Source organism: Enterococcus sp. DIV0213h (assembly GCF_051711285.1).
In the GTDB taxonomy this organism is placed as follows: domain Bacteria; phylum Bacillota; class Bacilli; order Lactobacillales; family Enterococcaceae; genus Enterococcus_D; species Enterococcus_D casseliflavus.
Map to the genome: position 1 here is coordinate 1545987 of NZ_JBIOMH010000001.1, position 15982 is coordinate 1561968.

General features: G+C 42.0%; 16 protein-coding genes, 1 pseudogene and 1 other annotated feature. Of the genes and pseudogenes, 14 read left to right on the plus strand and 3 right to left on the minus strand.

Translation table 11 applies throughout. The annotated features are described in order from the left end of the window. Window positions 1–115: 115 nt before the first annotated feature. Genes IGI77_RS06955 through leuD form a run of 4 tightly spaced genes read left to right on the plus strand, consistent with a single transcriptional unit; the run spans window position 116 to window position 4647 of the window. Complete coding sequence (locus IGI77_RS06955) at window positions 116–1636, plus strand: 2-isopropylmalate synthase (protein WP_438769771.1); 1521 nt, start codon at window positions 116–118, stop codon at window positions 1634–1636. Further along, a complete protein-coding gene (gene leuB, locus IGI77_RS06960; protein WP_438769772.1) occupies window positions 1633–2697 on the plus strand; it encodes a 3-isopropylmalate dehydrogenase in 1065 nt (354 codons plus the stop codon). Before IGI77_RS06955 ends, leuB begins: the two co-directional genes overlap by 4 nt. Beyond that, window positions 2678–4060: a 3-isopropylmalate dehydratase large subunit gene (gene leuC / locus IGI77_RS06965; protein WP_438769773.1), complete on the plus strand. Its 1383-nt coding sequence runs from the start codon at window positions 2678–2680 to the stop codon at window positions 4058–4060. Before leuB ends, leuC begins: the two co-directional genes overlap by 20 nt. After that, on the plus strand, window positions 4060–4647 hold the full coding sequence (leuD, locus tag IGI77_RS06970) for a 3-isopropylmalate dehydratase small subunit (RefSeq protein WP_087627315.1): 588 nt from the start codon (window positions 4060–4062) through the stop codon (window positions 4645–4647). The genes leuC and leuD overlap by 1 nt, the downstream gene beginning before the upstream one ends. Window positions 4648–4664: 17 nt before the next feature. Here leuD and IGI77_RS06975 read toward each other — a convergent pair whose 3' ends face one another. After that, a complete protein-coding gene (locus IGI77_RS06975; protein ID WP_010747984.1) occupies window positions 4665–5318 on the minus strand; it encodes a uracil-DNA glycosylase in 654 nt (217 codons plus the stop codon). A gap of 169 nt (window positions 5319–5487) precedes the next feature. Next, window positions 5488–5558, plus strand: a sequence feature (ribosomal protein L21 leader region). 19 nt (window positions 5559–5577) lie between these two features. Here IGI77_RS06975 and rplU point away from each other — a divergent pair. The 3 genes from rplU to rpmA are packed head-to-tail and all read left to right on the plus strand — an operon-like array spanning window position 5578 to window position 6563. Continuing rightward, on the plus strand, window positions 5578–5886 hold the full coding sequence (gene rplU, locus IGI77_RS06980; protein WP_005225751.1) for a 50S ribosomal protein L21: 309 nt from the start codon (window positions 5578–5580) through the stop codon (window positions 5884–5886). Between the two features lie 26 nt (window positions 5887–5912). Then, window positions 5913–6257 (plus strand): ribosomal-processing cysteine protease Prp, encoded by a 345-nt coding sequence (locus IGI77_RS06985; protein ID WP_005225752.1) that lies wholly within the window; start codon window positions 5913–5915, stop codon window positions 6255–6257. A 12-nt stretch (window positions 6258–6269) separates the two neighbouring features. Beyond that, window positions 6270–6563, plus strand: coding sequence for a 50S ribosomal protein L27 (gene rpmA, locus IGI77_RS06990; protein WP_003126181.1), 294 nt, complete (start codon window positions 6270–6272; stop codon window positions 6561–6563). Between the two features lie 107 nt (window positions 6564–6670). Here the strand turns inward: rpmA and IGI77_RS06995 are convergent. Next, window positions 6671–7815 (minus strand): annotated as a pseudogene (locus IGI77_RS06995) (tyrosine-type recombinase/integrase); the annotation flags it as partial. A 156-nt stretch (window positions 7816–7971) separates the two neighbouring features. Between IGI77_RS06995 and IGI77_RS07000 the strand changes: the two are divergent. Together IGI77_RS07000 and IGI77_RS07005 are read left to right on the plus strand one after the other, a co-directional pair. After that, a complete protein-coding gene (locus IGI77_RS07000; RefSeq protein ID WP_428214501.1) occupies window positions 7972–8538 on the plus strand; it encodes a transposase in 567 nt (188 codons plus the stop codon). Then, a complete protein-coding gene (locus IGI77_RS07005) occupies window positions 8508–9383 on the plus strand; it encodes an IS3 family transposase (RefSeq protein ID WP_238696183.1) in 876 nt (291 codons plus the stop codon). Before IGI77_RS07000 ends, IGI77_RS07005 begins: the two co-directional genes overlap by 31 nt. A gap of 246 nt (window positions 9384–9629) precedes the next feature. Here IGI77_RS07005 and IGI77_RS07010 read toward each other — a convergent pair whose 3' ends face one another. Beyond that, window positions 9630–11117, minus strand: coding sequence for a glucosyltransferase domain-containing protein (locus tag IGI77_RS07010; RefSeq protein WP_192416033.1), 1488 nt, complete (start codon window positions 11115–11117; stop codon window positions 9630–9632). A 434-nt stretch (window positions 11118–11551) separates the two neighbouring features. On the opposite strand from IGI77_RS07010, the gene IGI77_RS07015 reads away from it, so the two are divergent. The 5 genes from IGI77_RS07015 to phnE (IGI77_RS07035) all read left to right on the plus strand — a co-directional run bounded on the left by IGI77_RS07015 (window position 11552) and on the right by phnE (IGI77_RS07035) (window position 15863). Then, the gene (locus IGI77_RS07015) at window positions 11552–12016 is read left to right on the plus strand and encodes a GNAT family N-acetyltransferase (protein WP_325815656.1); all 465 of its coding nucleotides are present in this window, start codon (window positions 11552–11554) and stop codon (window positions 12014–12016) included. A 460-nt stretch (window positions 12017–12476) separates the two neighbouring features. After that, a complete protein-coding gene (gene phnD / locus IGI77_RS07020; RefSeq protein ID WP_015509497.1) occupies window positions 12477–13412 on the plus strand; it encodes a phosphate/phosphite/phosphonate ABC transporter substrate-binding protein in 936 nt (311 codons plus the stop codon). Between the two features lie 95 nt (window positions 13413–13507). Further along, window positions 13508–14296, plus strand: a complete 789-nt coding sequence (gene phnC, locus IGI77_RS07025; protein WP_311953504.1) for a phosphonate ABC transporter ATP-binding protein — start codon at window positions 13508–13510, stop codon at window positions 14294–14296. Continuing rightward, complete coding sequence (gene phnE, locus IGI77_RS07030; RefSeq protein WP_005235330.1) at window positions 14293–15075, plus strand: phosphonate ABC transporter, permease protein PhnE; 783 nt, start codon at window positions 14293–14295, stop codon at window positions 15073–15075. Before phnC ends, phnE (IGI77_RS07030) begins: the two co-directional genes overlap by 4 nt. Continuing rightward, a complete protein-coding gene (phnE, locus tag IGI77_RS07035) occupies window positions 15072–15863 on the plus strand; it encodes a phosphonate ABC transporter, permease protein PhnE (protein WP_010747988.1) in 792 nt (263 codons plus the stop codon). Before phnE (IGI77_RS07030) ends, phnE (IGI77_RS07035) begins: the two co-directional genes overlap by 4 nt. Window positions 15864–15982 lie beyond the last annotated feature (119 nt).

Below are 15982 nucleotides of genomic sequence, written 5' to 3' on the forward strand. Positions count from 1 at the left end.
TTCGCATTGCATGAAGGAAACCCTTTATGGAGTGCTTTTTTTATACCATTTTTTCAATTTGTTTGAATGAGGTCGCGCCAAGCGTGCCCCTACCACTGCCAAGGAGGAAATAGTGATGAGAAAAATCCAGTTTTTTGACACCACATTGAGAGACGGTGAACAGACGCCGGGAGTCAACTTCAATACAAAAGAGAAGGTTCAACTGGCGCTGCAATTAGAAAAATGGGGGATCGATACGATCGAAGCAGGCTTTCCGATTGCATCAGAAGGAGACTTTCAAGCAGTCCAAGCGATTGCTGGGGCGGTGACGAAAATGACCGTTGCAGGACTTGCCCGTTGTCAGAAAAAAGACATTGATCGTGCCTATGAAGCTCTTCATCAAGCCGTCGATCCCCAGATCCATGTCTTTTTAGCAACGAGTGAGGTACATCGCCAGTACAAGCTGAATATGACGAAAGCAGAAGTACTCGCTTCCATCAAAGAACATGTGGCTTATGCCCGTGAACGCTTTGAAAAAGTCCAATTCTCGCCAGAAGATGCCACCCGCACCGATAAGCCCTTCTTGCTTGAGGCGGTTCAAACAGCAATTGATGCCGGCGCGACGATCATAAATGTGCCCGATACAGTAGGGTTTACCAATCCTACGGAATATGGTGCGCTTTTTGCCTATTTGATCGCCAATATCAAGAGTGAGCAGCCGATCATTTTTTCTTCCCATTGTCATGATGACTTGGGAATGGCGACAGCCAATGCGCTGGCAGCTATCGAAAATGGTGCTGATCGGGTGGAAGGAACGATCAACGGGATCGGCGAACGAGCGGGCAATACCGCACTAGAAGAAGTGGCGCTGGCGTTGCATATTCGCAATGATTTCTATCAGGCTACCTCCAACATCAAGTTAAACGAAACAAAACGCACCAGCGATCTGGTGGCACGTTTGTCTGGGATCACGGTACCGAAAAACAAAGCGATCGTCGGCGGCAATGCCTATGCTCATGAATCTGGGATTCATCAAGATGGCGTCTTGAAAAATCCTGAAACTTACGAAATCATTACCCCGCAACTGGTAGGCGTACAAACCAACTCACTGCCTCTTGGCAAACTTTCTGGCCGCCATGCGTTTGTCGATAAAATGCAGCAGCTGGGGTACCAGTTTGACCAAGAAGAAACCAATGAATTGTTTAAACGCTTCAAAGAGTTGGCAGATAAGAAAAAGCAAGTGACCGAACAAGATTTGTTAGCGTTGGTGGCTGACCAAGGCCGCAGCCAAGAAGGTGGCTGTGAGTTGGACGCCGTTCAGCTACAATACGTGTCCAATGGCCATCAAGGAGCGGTGGTTTCTATCATCAAAGACGAGGAAAAACAAGTGGCATCAGCTATCGGTGCCGGCAGTATCCAAGCTATCTACAACTCGATCGATCAGATTTTCCAGCAGCAGCCGAAGTTGTTGAACTATGAGATCACTGCCTTGACCAGTGGGGAAGATGCGCAAGCGGAAGTGCACGTGGTTATTGAATGCCAGGAAACCAATGAAAAAATCAGTGGGATCGGCTTAGACTTTGATGTCTTGCAGGCGTCAGCCAAAGCCTATGTACAGGCTAGCGCAGCTCTAAAGAATCGAGGTGTCCTTGTTTGAAAAAGATCGTGGTTTTAGCAGGAGATGGCATCGGACCAGAAATTATGGCCAGTGCGCTTGCGGTATTGAAAGCGGCTTGTCCAGACCATCTCCAACGCTTTCATTTTGACCAGCGGCCATTTGGTGGTGCGGCGCTGGCACTTACTGGAGAGCCATTGCCGCAAGAAACACTACAAGCTTGCCAGCAGGCGGATGCGATCCTTTTAGGAGCCATTGGTGATCCAGTTTGGGAAAACGCACCGATAACACCCGAGAAAGGACTTTTGAATTTGCGTCAAGCGTTAGGGCTATACGCCAATATTCGACCCATCAAAGTAGTTGATGCGGTGATTGCTTTGTCTCCCATTAAAGAAGCGATCCTTCGGGGGACAGATTTTGTCATCGTTCGTGAGTTGACTGGCGGTATTTATTTTGGCGAAAAAGCAGAAAAAACTGAAGAAGCCTACGACATCAATCATTATCATCAAGCAGAGATTCGACGGATTTTGCGTAAAGCTTTTGAGATCGCCCGCACGCGGAAGAAGCGGGTTCTCTCTGTCGATAAAGCAAATGTGTTGGCGACTAGCCGACTTTGGCGCCGATTAGCGGAAGAAACGGCACAGGAATTCCCAGATTGTCAGTTGACTCATCAATATGTTGATTCCGCCGCTATGAAAATCATCCAAAATCCCAAAGACTTTGATGTAATCGTGACAGAAAATCTCTTTGGCGACATTTTAAGTGATGAAGCCTCGGTTTTGCCAGGGTCATTAGGGGTGCTGCCCAGCGCAAGTCATGGCGCAGAAGGGGTTTCTTTATATGAACCGATTCATGGCTCTGCACCTGATATCGCTGGGCAAAATTGCGCCAATCCGGTTTCCATGATTTTATCTGTCGTCATGATGCTAAGAGAGTCCTTTCAAGAGGAAGAGCTGGCGGATACCATCGAAAGTGCTTGTTACGAGGTAATGAATGCGGGGATCTTGACCCGTGATCTAGGTGGTACAGCAACGACAACTGCCTTTACAGAAGCGGTTATTGCACAGTTAGGAGTGAGCAATTATGGGGAAAACGCTGTTTGATAAACTATGGGATCGGCATGTCATCACAGGAGAAGAAGGGCAAGCGCAGCTGCTTTATGTCGATCTGCATATGATCCATGAAGTGACGACACCGCAAGCCTTCGAAGGATTACGGCAAGCGGGACGGACCGTCCGTTGTCCCGAAAAAACCTTCGCAACGATGGATCACAACGTGCCTACCAAAGATATTTTTACCATCACTGATCTGGTTGCAAAAAAGCAAATGGACACGTTACGTAAAAACTGTCGAGATTTTGGGATCGAATTGTGTGACAATGGCTCTGCCAACCAAGGAATCGTCCACATGGTTGGCCCAGAAGTTGGCTTGACCCAACCAGGGAAAACGATCGTTTGCGGGGATTCCCACACTGCCACCCATGGTGCTTTCGGTGCGATCGCGTTTGGGATCGGTACGAGTGAAGTAGAGCATGTCTTTGCGACACAGACGATTTGGCAGACAAAACCGAAACGCATGGGAGTTGAGATTACCGGTCACCTGCAGCCGGGAGTGTACGCCAAAGATATTATTTTGGCATTGATCGCGACCCATGGCACTGATTTTGGTGGTGGCTATGCCGTAGAATTCTTTGGCGAAACGATCCGTAGCCTGACGATGGAAGAACGCATGACCATTTGCAATATGTCGATCGAAGGTGGGGCGAAAATGGGCTTGATCGCCCCTGATGAAACGACCTTTGCTTATGTGAAGGATCGACGCTTTGCGCCACAAGCATTTGCCAGTGCGGTGGCTGATTGGCAAAGCCTTTATACCGATGAAGATGCTAACTATGATGCCCTGATCACCCTAGACGCAACAACCTTAGAACCCTATATCACTTGGGGAACCAATCCAGAAATGGGGGTACCAGTCAGCGAAGCGTTTCCTGAAGTGCGGGATCACAATGATCAGCAAGCCTATGAATATATGGCGCTGCAACCTGGACAGACAGCTGCTGATATCCCCATTGAATACATTTTTATTGGATCGTGTACCAATGGTCGTTTGTCTGATCTGCAAGAGGCAGCGGCGATTTTGAAAGGCCAGACCATCAAAGAAGGGGTCACTGGTATTATCGTTCCTGGTTCACGCCCTGTTCGTAAAGCAGCGGAAGCGATCGGTTTAGACAAAGTCTTTATTGACGCTGGTTTTGAATGGCGGGATCCTGGCTGTTCCATGTGCTTAGGAATGAATCCTGATAAAGTACCAGAAGGCGTCCACTGTGCCTCCACATCAAACCGCAATTTTGTTGGACGGCAAGGGAAAAACGCGCGGACGCACCTCTGTAGTCCAGCGATGGCGGCAGCAGCTGCGATTCATGGGCGCTTTGTCGATGTACGAGAAGTGGTTGGAGGTGTTGGTTAATGGAAGCTTTTACGCAATTTGAAGGTACGACGCTGCCTTTGATGAATGACAATATCGATACCGATCAAATCCTACCGAAAAATTATTTGAAACGCGTTGAAAAAACGGGCTTTGGCGAATTTTTATTTGACGATTGGCGCTATTTGCCGCAACGCAAGCCTAATCCAGCATTTATCTTGAATGATCCAGCATATCAGACCGCTCAAGTCCTCGTCACTGGTGATAATTTTGGTTCTGGCTCTTCTCGAGAGCACGCGGCATGGGCGCTGTTGGATTACGGCTTTAAAGCCGTGATTGCTGGCAGCTTCGGTGATATTTTCTATATGAATGCCACCAAAAACGGGCTGCTGCCCATCGAGCTGCCTTTGACTGTTCGCCAAAGGATCGCTTCGCTGCCTGCTTCAGAAAAAATCAGCATTGACTTGCCAAGGCAATGTGTGACCGTTGCCGGGGAGGAGCATTTCTTTGCAATCGATGCTACCTGGAAACACAAATTGATCCACGGTCTCGATGAGATCAGTATCACGTTGCAGGAAGAGGCGAAAATCACCGCCTATGAGCAGACGATTCCAGCGTATTGGCAGTAGGGCTAGGGGACTGGTCGTTATTCGTCGGCTGGTATTTGTGAGAGGATGTTTCTTAACCCTCGCCAATCGGCTTCGATTTGCGGAGTCAACGTTCGATTGTAAAAGATCGCAGCGGGATGATACATCGGCACGATCAAATATTCTTTTTCCGACCATTGATAGCCATCTTTTGTTGGATTGCTTTCTTGTATTTTGGAACGGATCACTTCGCCATGGTGATCTTTGATATAATAGGCGTTGCCTAATAATCGCTGCAGTCCGATATTGCCAACAGTTGCAATGACAGGCGGATCTACAACGGACAACTCGTAGTCAAGCAGCGGTGCGTGTAGCAAGACTTCTTTTTTGGTAGGTGTCCGATTGGGATGGACGATCTCATGGGCACCGCTGCGCTTGTTGATCCGTTCTTTGACGGAGTATGGGCGACTGCGAACAGCGCTGGTGATGTAGACATCCTCACGGGTCAAACCGGCTAAAGCCAACGATTTCATCAATTCTTTTCCTGCTTGTCCGCTAAAAGGAATAAAATTCTCGATTTCGGTTCGTCCAGGGGCTTCCCCAACGATCATCAATTTGGGCTGCAGCGGTCCTTGACCGGGAACAAATCCTTCCAACGGATAACTGCGGGACGCCTGTTGAACGGCAGTGGCTAATTCTTTGGGGTATTGCATGAAAACTCCTCCAATTCTGTTTCACTTGTGCTCTTTCTTCTATAGTAATAGAAAATAAAAAATGCACAAAAGGAAATGACTAGTAGCAAAAGAATTCTGTCTTTTCCTTAATTAGTGATTGACTTTAGGAAAACATTTTGATAAAGTTAATCTGTTGTAATTGTGGACTCCACAGCTACAACCGCACAGAACAAGTAGTAAGTACGAAAGTCACTTGGGATGGCGAGTCTAAGTATATTATAAGGAGGTGCTGTAGAGCATGTACGCAATTATCAAAACTGGTGGGAAACAAGTAAAAGTTGAAGTGGGTCAAGCAATCTACGTTGAAAAATTAGACGTTGAAGCTGGACAAAAGGTTACTTTTGATGAAGTTATCTTAGTAGGTGGCGAATCAACAAAAGTAGGTGCCCCAATCGTTGCAGGAGCAACTGTTGAAGGGACTGTTGAAAAACACGGCAAACAAAAGAAAGTCGTAACTTTCAAATACAAACCTAAAAAACATTCACACCGTAAACAAGGTCACCGTCAACCTTACACAAAAGTTGTTATTGACGCGATCAACGCTTAATTCTTACGAAAAGCAGGGTAACGAATATGATCAAAGGGACATTCAAACGAAATGACTCTGGTCGGATTGTTTCTTTTGAACTAGCTGGACACGCACAAGCAGGAGAATACGGCAAAGACATCGTCTGTGCTGCAGCATCCGCTTTAGCGATCAGTGCAGTCAATGGGATCGATGCTTTGGCTGGCGTTGCGCCAAAAGTTGAAGCAGATAACGAAAATGGTGGGTACTTATTAGTCACACTGCCTTCTCGTTTAACCCAAGAGCAGTCGAATATCGCACAAATTCTTTTAGAAAATTTGTTGATCGGCTTGCAATCAGTTCAAGAAGAGTACAACGATTATATCCAAATCAAAACTACTAAAGAAAACTAGGAGGTGCATCTCATGTTGATGAAAATGAATTTGCAATTCTTCGCTCACAAAAAAGGTGGGGGTTCTACTTCTAACGGACGTGACTCTCAATCAAAACGTTTAGGTGCGAAACGTGCTGACGGTCAAACCGTTTCAGGCGGATCAATCCTTTATCGCCAACGCGGTACTAAAATTTACCCAGGGGTAAACGTAGGTATCGGTGGAGATGATACATTGTTTGCAAAAGTTGATGGCGTTGTTCGTTTCGAACGTAAAGGCCGCGACAAAAAACAAGTATCTGTTTATCCAGTAGCGCAAGAAGCATAATAATTAAAACGCTCAATCCTTTGGTACTCAAGGGGTTGGGTGTTTTTTTGTTTGCTCTTATATTTTTTGACCATACTTCTGACCATACTTTTAAAAATTGACATAATTAACCAACTTATCAACTTATTCGTAGTCTCTATTTTCTTATCTTTTGTCATATGAGTATAGGTATCCATGGTTGTTTTTATATTAGCGTGACCTAACCTTTCTTGAACTTCTTTCATGCTTGCATCTGATTCAAATAACAAACTGGCATGAGTATGCCTAAAACCATGCAACCCTATATTGGGCAGGCCCGCACGTTCCGAATATATTTTAAATCTTTCCGTAACCGCCTGATTAATAGTAAAATTATTTTCATCATTAGTAAAAATGAACGATGGTTTATTAAAACCTAATTTAAATAGATATTTCATCTGCAACAGTTTCCATTCCTTTAAACTATATATAGTTTTTTCGTCTAATATTATCCTCCTATTTGACGACATAGTTTTAGGCTTTTCTGATACATAATAATCTTTTGCTTTGGTAACTGTCTTGGAGATATTAAGTTCTCTGTTTTCAAAATCTAAATCACTCCAATTTAAAGCAAGTACTTCACCAATTCGACAGCCACTAAATGCAAGTAGGCGAAACGTTGCATAATCTCTTATCTTGAAAAATTCATTTTTTTCTTTATTAATCGTATTTAAAAATATTTGCAGCTCTGCTTTAGTGTAGTATTTTATTTTTAATTTTTTTTCAGCAGATTTATTTTTAGGGATAATTACATTGGTAACTGGATTATTTTCAACAATTTCTAAATTAATCGCCATTTCAAAAACTTTAGAAATATAGTTTACAAATAAAGGATATTGCTTGGAAGTTCCTGTTTTACTCCATTCAGTTACAACTTTTTGGCAATATGCAACTGTAATTTCTTTGATGGGTAAATTACCAAATTTTGGCAGAATATGTTTGTCAAAAAGCAGTTCGGTTCGCGATAATGTACTTCCTTTACATCGGATTTATAGTGCTCAATCCATAAATCGTAAACATCTTTGAATGTCGCACTACTAGATTTATCTGAAACGCCGTTCGTTTCAATTTCTAGTTCTAGTCGAGACAGCGCTAGTTTTGCCTCTTTTTGGGTCTTGAATCCTCTCTTAGTCGTATACTTCTTCTTTCTTGTGAGAGGATCTATCCCAAGATAAGTTTTGAAATACCAAGCTTTTTCTCCATTTTTCTTCATGTACTGTTTTATCATAGCCATAATTTGTCGCTCCTCTAGCGAATGTATGTTCTCTTTTTATTAAAAAATAATAATTAGGCGTAAATAGCCTCAAAAATATAATGGTACAACAACTTTCTAATGAAGCGACCCCCAAAAGTTAGACCAAAAATCTAACTTTTGGGGGTCGTTATTTGTATGGCAAAATATCCTTTTGAATTAAAACTAAAAATCGTTAAAGAATATCTTAGTGGCGTGGGCGGATATCGGTATCTTGCCAACAAATACGGTATTTCAAGCAAGTCTCAAGTAAGTAATTGGGTGAATGCCTATCGTGAATACGGAGAGGAAGGTCTATTGAGAAAACATCAAAATCAGAAATATTCTGTTCAATTTAAGTTAAATGCGCTAGAGTTATATCAAACAAGTGAGATGTCCTACCGAGAAGTTGCTAGCACTTTAGAAATGAACAACCCTGCGCTTATTGCCAATTGGATGCGTAGTTTCAGAGAAGCAGGTATTGAGGGGCTCTCAAAAGAGAAAGGGCGACCACTTACTTTGACTAGAAAAAAAGAAAACAAAAAAGAAAATACAACAACTGAAGAACGCGATCGTATCAAGGCATTAGAAAAGCAAGTCCGATCCCTTCAAATTGAGAATGCCTTTTTAAAAGAGTTGAGGAAGCTGCGAAAACAGGAAGCCCAGCAAAGACGCAAGAATCAATCGCACGAATCATCGCCAGCCTCCGAGGATCATTCAAACTAGTTGAGCTTCTTGAAACATTGAAATTTCCTAAAGCAACCTATATGTATTGGCAGAAACGGTTTGACAGACCAAACCCAGACCAAGAAATTGAAGAAAAAATGCTTGAAATTCGCAAAGATCATAAAGATTATGGCTGTCTGCGACTAAAAAAAGAATTAGAGAATCAAGGGATTCATGTCAATAAAAAGAAGATTCAACGTCTGATAAAAAAACTAGGTATCGAAGTAAAGTCTTACACTCGAAAATCTCGACGGTACAATTCTTATCGTGGGAAGGTTGGCACTGTCGCCAAAAATCGTATTCATCGTCGGTTTTATACAAATATCTGTCACCAAAAAATTACAACTGATACCACAGAGTTTAAGTATTATGAAGTAGACACCACAGGTGTCGTTCGTCAGAAAAAGCTGTATTTAGATCCTTTCATGGATTTCTACAATAGTGAAATTCTATCTTATCGGATTTCTGAAAAACCAAACGCACTAGCCATAATGGAAGGATTAGAAGAAGCAATCCAGATGACAAATGATTGTCCATTTCGTAGAACCTTCCATTCAGATCAAGGATGGGCCTATCAAATGAATGCTTATAAGAATAAATTGAAGCAGCATAAAATCTTCCAGAGTATGTCTCGTAAAGGGAATTGTTTAGATAACTCACCTATGGAAAACTTCTTTGGTTTATTAAAGCAAGAGATTTTTCATGGAGAAGTCTATCGGAGTTTAGATGAATTGAAAACAAAAATTGACCAATATATCTATTATTACAACCATAAACGCATCAAAAAGAAATTAAATTGGCGAAGTCCGGTTCAGTTTCGAGAAGCTGTAAAAACAGCTGTCTAACAGTTAATTTTATCGTACAAAAAAGGAGTGGATTTCTCCACTCCATAAAAGTCTAACTTTTTGGGGTCACTACATAGGCGGGCTTGTACATAAAGAGGTGGAGACGATTTGTTTTAGAAGAGAGATTAAAAATAGATAGGCTTGACCAAAATATAATAATGAAACTTCTGCTTAGCAATGAGCCTGAGTGGTCAAAAGAATTCATAGAGGCTACTGATTTATCCGTGCATCAAAAGCGCGAGGTGATTAATTAAGTTGAACGTAAATCTGATTCTCTCGTTTATAAATATTAAAAAGCAGACTTGCTTCAATCAGTTCGGAATTTGTAAATGTTATCTCAGCAGGATTATAAGCTTCAAAATTCAGCTGCAGATTTGTAATGCTATTAAACCTCATCGTATAGTCCCAGGAGATATTCGCTTGTGAAATAATCAAAGCGGGAAGTATCGGATAGTTCGCAATGGTATTTAGAAAAACGGGAGCATCACCAACGAAGCGATTCATTTTTACCGTACGATTCTCATTATCCAAAACCTCATTCAAAGATGAACCTAGAATAGTTGATTGACTGATAAAATAATCGTTTTCCAGTTTTAGTGAATTAGCAAAAATAAAGCTGAAAGAAAGAAGATAAAAAGAAAGTAGCATAGCGATTGGTGTTTTTATTTTTAACCAACTCAGTGTAGTTTCTTTTTGTGTAAGCAAAATCATCGCAAAGGATATGAAGACGCCAAAACCATAAGAATATCTAGGACGCATTTCTGCGTAAGCAATAGGGAAAACCATGTATACCCCATAACTTAAAACGCCTCCTAAAATGAGATACAGAACAAAATAAAGGCTGGTTGGAAGTTTCCCTTTAGTTGAGGAAGTCAAGAAAAGGGCACCTAATAATATAAATATCAGTATAAATAATACTAACCAAACATTTGTACTCTGCTTCCAGATGACACCTAGATAGCTGACTGTATTTGTAAGCATATTTTTAGGAATATCGAACAGATTTCCCAAATCAGTCGATTCTGAAAAAATTGGGGGAAAAATCTTTACTTGAACGAAGTACACAAGCAATCCGGTAACAAAGGCAGCCATCGAAACAAAAATTCTATTCCACAACATGTTCAATGTGGCATGACTGGTGACATTCAAAATCACTAAGGTCATTGTCATCAAAATAAAAATCCCAGATGATGCTTGGTAGGAATTGCACATTAAAAAGACGCCGAAAGAACCAGCTAGGTAGAAATGCAGCAGTGGAGACTTCCAGAATAAAAAGGGAAGGACGACAACTAGAATACTTAGGCTTAAAAATGGACTATCAAAACGAAAGCTTAATGCCTCCAAAAACCAAGGATTTAAACCGATAAAAACAGAACTGATTGCAGCTGACCATTTGATTTTTGTCTTACCAAAAAAAATATACAGCACGAGAATGCTGGCCAGGGATAGAATACTCGCTGAAATAATAGATGAGGTCAACCCGGTGTCTGTTAAATGACGACTTCCTTGAATAGACACTGCAAATAGTTCGCTTAAGTAGCGTGAGTAATGGGCGGAAAACCCAGTATAGCCTTGTAATTGTCTCCCAATATCATCAATATATGGATAATTTGCCAAACTGATTACAGAAGCAACGAGGCTATAGATGAATAAAATTAGTAAAAAAGGATACTTGTTTTCGCTTAAAAAACGATAAAAATTAGAATTGTTAAAAGAATGACTTGTTTTTTTCATAACTTCTCCTTCGATTCTGTTGTTTTATATAAAGTGTCTCAATTCTTATTTTAAAATATTCTGACATAAAAAGATACCTTAAATTAAATGGTCGTCAATTTAGAGTCTTCTTGTTTTGGCTGTATTTTCCCAACCGTAAAAACAGAACACTAAAATGAATTTCAAAATGACCATACTTTGACCATACTTTTGAATTATTGTTGAAGACGGAGGACAATTCAGGTACAATCAAAACATTGATAAATAAGCTTATAACTAATGTGGGTGATTGTGGAATACTGGCTATATGATTGTATCTGTTTATCCAGTAGCGCAAGAAGCATAAGAAAATGACATCCAGATTACGTAAATGTAACCTGGGTGTTTTTTTATACACCGATGAAACCGTTTTAACGAAATAGTTATTTATAATGGCTTAGATAAGGAGAGAAGCAATGATTCAATTAAAAGAAATCACGAAGGAAAACTATCGTGCGTGCATGAATTTGAAGACAACGAAGGAGCAAGAAGACTTTGTTGCGCCCAATTGGTACTCAATGTTAGAGGCGATCTATGAGGAACCTCGTCAGGCATTTGCCCTATACAATGGTGAGGAAATGGTCGGCTTTATCCTATTTAGTTTTTACGAGGCGGATGAGGATTATCCAAAAGCTTCGTGGTGGATCGAGCGGTTTATGATCGCAGAAAATTTCCAAAATCAAGGGTTAGGCACTCAGGCGTTTCTTGCTGGGTTAGATTGGTTCAAAACCCATATCCAAGCGCAAGAATTAAGGATCTCCGCTGTGGATGGCAACGAGATCGCAACGAAGCTTTACGAACGCAATGGCTTTGTTTTGACGGGTGAAATGATTGAGAACGAGCATGTACTCTTGTTGCAGATGCCAACGGATCAAGGGTAAATGACTCTTTTTACAGTAAGAGAATGAGGTCAAAAGCAGAGGTTCTTAAGGGAATCCTCTGCTTTTTTTGTATTGTTTCGTAAAAAAAAGTGTGCGGTCATCTTCTGGTTAGACGTTTCAAGAAAATTTGTGCACTCGGGGTAAGAATGACGAGTATGTCCATGCTTTGTTGTTCACAAAGTTCCTTTTGCTGTTAACAGAATCTTTACACGTTGACAACACAAACCTTATATTCATTTGATACTCTGAGGAAGTAGAACAAATGGAAAGAAACTTTCGAAAAACGTTGATTATTGAGAATGTGCTCACGAATGATTTCGGTCAAAACACGAACATTGTCAAAAAAGAAAACGTTCGTAATTCGAAAAAGATTGTTTTTAATTCGGTGGTTTTTTATAATCAAAAAGGAAAGTTCGGAATTCCATGAGTTCGATTTTTTTAATGAAAAGGAGAAAAAGTGATGAAAGTTTGGAAGAAAACGGCAATGTTTGGTTTAGGTTTGGTGGCAGCAGTTACGCTGGCGGCATGTGGCTCAGGTGGAGCAAGTACTGACTCGGCGGCTGAGGACGCAGGATATGTACCAGAAAAGTTGACCGTTCAATTTGTTCCATCACAAGCAGCAGAAACATTAGAAGCAAAAGCAAAACCACTTGAGCAATTGTTAAGTGATGAATTGGGGATTCCAGTCACAGTAAGTGTTTCCACTGACTACAATACAATCGTCGAAGCAATGGCTTCGAAACAAGTAGATGTCGGCTTTTTACCGCCGAATGCCTATGTTTTAGCAAATGAACAAAGCAATGTAAAGGTGTTATTGCAAGCACAGCGTTATGGCATCAAGCAGCCTGGTGGCGAATCAACGGATGAATTGGTTGATAGCTATCGTTCAATGATCGTCGTAAAAAGCGGCAGCGACATCAAAGAGTTGGAAGATTTAAAAGGCAAAACGATTGCCACGCAAGATGTTACTTCTTCTGCCGGTTATGTTTGGCCAGTAGCAGAAATGAAAAAAGCAGGCATCGATATCAATACGGATGTGACGACTGTTCAAGTCAAAGGCCATGACCAAGCGGTCTTATCAGTCTTGAATGGCGACGTTGATGCGGCGTTCGTTTTTGAAGATGCCCGTAACACGGTCAAAAATGATTACCCAGAAATCATGGATGAGGTAGAACCAATGTACTTTACTGAACCGATTCCGAACGATACGATCAGTGTTCGCAGCGATATGAGTGAAGAGTGGGACAAAAAAATCCAAGATGCCTTTATCGCGATCGGAAAAGATGAAGAAGGAAAACAAATCATCTCTGATATTTACTCTCATGAAGGATACGTTGTTTCACAAGACAGCAATTTCGACATCGTAAGAGAGTATGCGGAACAAGTCGGTCAATAATTAATAGATGAATAGATCGGGAGGGTACCGGTAGTTGAGGTACCCTTTTCGAATGGACAGCAATTTTTACCTAATGGAAAGAAAGTAGGAGAATCATGGCTCTAGAGAACGAAACGATTATTTCATTTCAGAATGTGACCAAGCAATACCCAAATGGGGTGTTGGGGTTGAAGGACTTGAACATCGATATCAAAAAAGGGGAATTTGTCATCGTAGTGGGCTTATCCGGTGCAGGTAAATCGACGATGCTGCGCTCCATCAATCGACTGCACGAGATCACAAGCGGCGAGATTTTAATCGATAAAAAGTCGATCACAAAAGCAAAAGGAAGAGAGCTGCGCTTGATTCGTCGAGACATTGGCATGATTTTCCAAAGCTTCAATTTGGTGAAACGTTCGAGTGTCTTGCGAAACGTCTTAACGGGGCGAGTGGCTTATCATCCCACGCTCAAAATGCTGCTGGGTCTGTTTCCGCAAGCGGACAAAGAGTTGGCGTATCAATCACTGCAGCGGGTCAATTTAGCAGAAAAAGTCTATACCCGAGCCGATGAATTGTCTGGCGGTCAGCAGCAGCGAGTTTCGATTGCCCGGGCATTGACGCAAGAACCGAAGATTATTTTAGCGGATGAACCAGTTGCTTCATTGGATCCGTTAACCACTGAAAAAGTCATGAATGACTTAAAACGGATCAATCAAGATCTGGGGATCACCATCGTAGTCAATTTACATTCTGTCCAATTGGCAAGAGAATACGGCACGCGGATCATCGGGTTACGAGACGGAGGCTTGGTTTTTGATGGCCCTGTCAGTGAAGCGACCGATCAGCGATTGAAACAGATTTATGGCAGCGAGATCATGGAAGAGCAGGAAGGGGCGGGACAATGACGACAAATACGTTGCCGAAACGCAGCGGACTATGGAAAAATGTTCTTTGGCTCGTCATTTTTTTAGTGGTATTGTTCGTTAGCGGCTCTATTTCAGGTGTTGATTTGGCACGGTTCTTTAGCAATAGCAGTCAAATGAATGTCATCTTACAAAAGATGGCTCATCCTGATTGGGCATATGCCAAAATCATTGTTGAGCCGATTTTGCAAACCATACAAATGGCGATCATCGGCACAACCTTTGGTGCGCTGGCGGCCTTTCCGTTTTCACTTTTAGCAGCACGAAATATCATGACCAATCATTGGATCAGTGGTTGTTTCCGTTTTGTTTTGAATATCATTCGGACGGTACCCGATTTGATGCTGGCGGCTTTATTTGTTGCCATTGTCGGAATTGGTCCCGTTGCAGGGGTGATCTCCATCTCTGTGTTTTCTTTTGGGATGATCACCAAATTGTTTTATGAATCGATTGAAACGATTGATGAAGGTCCGATCGAAGCGATCACGGCTTCTGGAGGATCGAAGTTTGATATCATCCGCTATGCAGTCGTACCGCAAGTCATGAGTCATTTTCTTAGTTACTTGCTTTATGCCTTTGAGATCAATGTGCGGGCATCGACGATTCTTGGGTATATCGGCGCAGGCGGAATCGGTGTTTTCTTACAACGATCTTTAAGCCAATTTCGATATGACCAGACGTCGATCATCGTCTTAGTGATTTTTGCAGTTGTTTTGGTGATTGATACCATTAGTAATAGATTAAGGGAGCGATTATTATGATGTTGCCAGCAGAACCGAAAAAGAAAAAAATACGGAATTGGCTGATCGCAGTAGTCGTTATCCTCCTTTATATCTGGGCTTTTGCTGGCGTGCCTTTTGCTGGTGTTAAAGAAAATGTCGGTCAAATTGTCGGCTCGATCTTTTATGGCCTGATTCATCCTGATTGGGGCTATGTTTATACCGGTGATGGCGAAGATTTGATCAGTCTGATGATCGAAACCGTCGCGATTGCCTTTGTTGGGACCTTTTTGTCATCGATTTTAAGTATTCCTTTTGCCTTTTGGGCGGCGCGCAGCAAAAACAGCCCTCGCTGGTTATCGGGATTTGGGAAAATCGTGCTGACGGCGATTCGAACGTTTCCAGAAATCGTCTTAGCCATCATGTTTATCAAAACGGTAGGTCCGGGCTCCTTTGCTGGTGTCTTGGCGGTCAGTGTCCATTCCATTGGGATGCTGGCAAAGCTTTACAGCGAAGCAATCGAAAACATGGACCATGGTCCCTCGGAATCCGTCATTAGTGCGGGAGGAAGTCGCTGGGATGTATTAGGTTTTGCGACATTGCCGCAACTAATACCAGAATTTCTTTCTTTTACCTTGTATCGATTTGAACTGGCTGTCCGTTCAGCTTCGATCTTAGGGATCGTAGGGGCAGGTGGGATCGGTACACCAATGATCTTTGCCATCAATGCGCGTTCATGGAGCCGTGTAGGGATCATTTTATTAGGGATCGTGGTGACGGTCACGATCATTGATTTTATTTCTGGGCGTTTGCGTAAACGATTGGTTTAAAAAAATGAAGTGAGTACTCGAAAAAACACAGTCTGATTAGGCTGTGTTTTTTTTGTAGGGGATAGGCGGAGGTCGTTTAAGACAGGTTTCGTGAAACTTGTTATACTGGATTCATAGAA

Excerpts from the sequence above, each read along its gene's own strand:
- IGI77_RS07000 (WP_428214501.1), top strand. The coding sequence starts at position 7,972 with ATGGCAAAATATCCTTTTGAATTAAAACTAAAAATCGTTAAAGAATAT.
- leuC (WP_438769773.1), top strand. The coding sequence starts at position 2,678 with ATGGGGAAAACGCTGTTTGATAAACTATGGGATCGGCATGTCATCACA.
- IGI77_RS06985 (WP_005225752.1), top strand. The coding sequence starts at position 5,913 with ATGATCAAAGGGACATTCAAACGAAATGACTCTGGTCGGATTGTTTCT.
- IGI77_RS06975 (WP_010747984.1), bottom strand. The coding sequence starts at position 5,318 with ATGCAATACCCCAAAGAATTAGCCACTGCCGTTCAACAGGCGTCCCGC.
- phnD (WP_015509497.1), top strand. The coding sequence starts at position 12,477 with ATGAAAGTTTGGAAGAAAACGGCAATGTTTGGTTTAGGTTTGGTGGCA.
- rpmA (WP_003126181.1), top strand. The coding sequence starts at position 6,270 with ATGTTGATGAAAATGAATTTGCAATTCTTCGCTCACAAAAAAGGTGGG.
- IGI77_RS06955 (WP_438769771.1), top strand. The coding sequence starts at position 116 with ATGAGAAAAATCCAGTTTTTTGACACCACATTGAGAGACGGTGAACAG.
- phnE (WP_010747988.1), top strand. The coding sequence starts at position 15,072 with ATGATGTTGCCAGCAGAACCGAAAAAGAAAAAAATACGGAATTGGCTG.
- IGI77_RS07010 (WP_192416033.1), bottom strand. The coding sequence starts at position 11,117 with ATGAAAAAAACAAGTCATTCTTTTAACAATTCTAATTTTTATCGTTTT.
- leuD (WP_087627315.1), top strand. The coding sequence starts at position 4,060 with ATGGAAGCTTTTACGCAATTTGAAGGTACGACGCTGCCTTTGATGAAT.
- phnC (WP_311953504.1), top strand. The coding sequence starts at position 13,508 with ATGGCTCTAGAGAACGAAACGATTATTTCATTTCAGAATGTGACCAAG.
- IGI77_RS07015 (WP_325815656.1), top strand. The coding sequence starts at position 11,552 with ATGATTCAATTAAAAGAAATCACGAAGGAAAACTATCGTGCGTGCATG.
- rplU (WP_005225751.1), top strand. The coding sequence starts at position 5,578 with ATGTACGCAATTATCAAAACTGGTGGGAAACAAGTAAAAGTTGAAGTG.
- phnE (WP_005235330.1), top strand. The coding sequence starts at position 14,293 with ATGACGACAAATACGTTGCCGAAACGCAGCGGACTATGGAAAAATGTT.